The sequence below is a fragment of the Oleispirillum naphthae genome (assembly GCA_027864655.1).
GTDB classification, from domain to species: Bacteria; Pseudomonadota; Alphaproteobacteria; order Rhodospirillales; family Rhodospirillaceae; genus Oleispirillum; species Oleispirillum naphthae.
The window spans coordinates 1-1,712 of the sequence record JAQAZG010000025.1; the positions used below are offsets into that span (position 1 = coordinate 1).

2 protein-coding genes are annotated in these 1,712 nt (G+C 66.8%); one reads left to right on the forward strand and one right to left on the reverse strand.

Annotated elements, in window-relative coordinates:
* On the forward strand, positions 1–798 hold a 798-nt coding region (locus O7R11_RS14915; protein ID WP_476445267.1), incomplete at its 5' end, for an acetyl-CoA carboxylase biotin carboxylase subunit family protein.
* Between the two features lie 27 nt (positions 799–825).
* Here the strand turns inward: O7R11_RS14915 and O7R11_RS14920 are convergent.
* A complete protein-coding gene (locus O7R11_RS14920; RefSeq protein ID WP_337998329.1) occupies positions 826–1,443 on the reverse strand; it encodes a flavin reductase family protein in 618 nt (205 codons plus the stop codon).
* Positions 1,444–1,712: the final 269 nt, after the last annotated feature.

Sequence of the window (1,712 nt, forward strand, 5' to 3'; positions counted from 1 at the left end):
GACACCCTGGTCCACCTGCACGTGCACGCCACCACCGGCGTCACCATGGTCTCCCTGATGAAGGCGATCGAGGCGGGCTGCGACATCATCGACGCCTCGATCAGCTCGCTGGCGCTCGGCTCCGGCCACAACCCCACCGAGGCGGTGGTGGAAATGCTGGAAGGCACCGGCTTCGAAACCCGCCTCGACAAGGCGCGCCTGCTCAAGGCGAAGAGGCACTTCGCCAAGATCCGCCCGCGCTACAAGGCCTTCCTCAGCGACTACACCGGCGTCGATACGGAGATTTTCGACAGCCAGATTCCCGGCGGCATGATCTCCAACATGACCAACCAACTGCGCGAGATGGAGGCCACCGACCGCGTCGCCGAGGTTCTGGCCGAGGTGCCGCGGGTGCGCGCCGATTGCGGCTTCCCGCCGCTCGTCACCCCGTCGAGCCAGATCGTCGGCACCCAAGCGGTGTTCAACGTGCTGATGGACGAGCGCTACGCCACCCAGACCTCGGAGTTCTCCGACCTGATGCTCGGCTATTACGGCAGCACGCTCGGCGAAAAGAACCCGGAGGTTCTGGCCCAGGCGGAGATGCTTTCCGGCAAGCCGGTCATCACCGGCCGCCCCGCCGACCTCCTGAAGCCGGAATGGGACCAACTCAGGGCCGAGGCCGCGGCGATCGAGGGCTTCAACGGTTCCGACGAGGACGTGCTGACCTACGCGATGTTCCCCAAGGTCGCGGCGGCCTTCTTCAAGAGCCGTCCGGAAGGGCCGAAGAATCTCGGCAAGGACCCGGCCAAGGCGGCCTGATCCGTACCTCCGCACTCCGCCCCGGCGTCAGCCGGGGCGGCGCATGCGGAACAACTGCTCCTCACCGATGGAAAAGTAATCCGCCGCGCCGCCGCCGCGCAGGATCGGCTGCGCCGCGGTGGTGACGTAGGCTCCCTCGACGATCAGGCGGGTGTCGATGCGCACCGTCACCGCCTCGCCGAGGACGAGCCAGGAGTCGATCTCCTTGCCGTCCGCACCCTTGAGGCGGATCAGCTGGCTCAGGCGGCATTCGAAGCACACCGGGCTTTCCGCCACCCGCGGCGCGCCGATGCGCAGGCAGGGTTCGGCGGCGAGTCCGGCGAGGGCGAACTCGTCCACCTCGGGCGGGGCCGCGGCGCTCGTGGCGTTCATCGCCTCGGCGAGGGGCCGCGTCACCAGGTTCCAGGCGAACTCCCCGGTCGCCGCGATGTTGCGCACGCTGTCCTTCCAGCCGCTGCTGGCGAAGCCGAGAATCGGCGGGTCGTAGTTGAACAGGTTGAAGAAACTGTAGGGCGCCAGGTTGGCCACGCCGTCGGCGCCGCGCGTCGAAATCCAGCCGATCGGCCGCGGCGCGACGATGGAATTCAGCGGATCGTGCGCCAGCCCATGCCCCGCCGCCGGTTGGTAAACGTGATACTCCGCCATTGCCGCGCCTCCGTGCCGGAAAAGCCAAAACCTTGCAGGGGACCGCAGGCCCTCTGCGCCTCCCATAACATCTTGTTTTTGCGCGCAGCGCCATAAGACCTTTACGCGGCGTGACGGCCGATGGCCGTTGTGCGGCGAAAGACGAACGATCGGAGGTCTGGGGCATTCAGGCCCCAGTGGGGTCCAGGGGCATGTTCAGACCGGGGAGATATCTGACAGGTGTTCGGAGAGATACCTGACAGTTTCCGGTTGTTGGGATGATTGCCGCA

Excerpts from the sequence above, each read along its gene's own strand:
- O7R11_RS14920 (WP_337998329.1), bottom strand. The coding sequence starts at position 1,443 with ATGGCGGAGTATCACGTTTACCAACCGGCGGCGGGGCATGGGCTGGCG.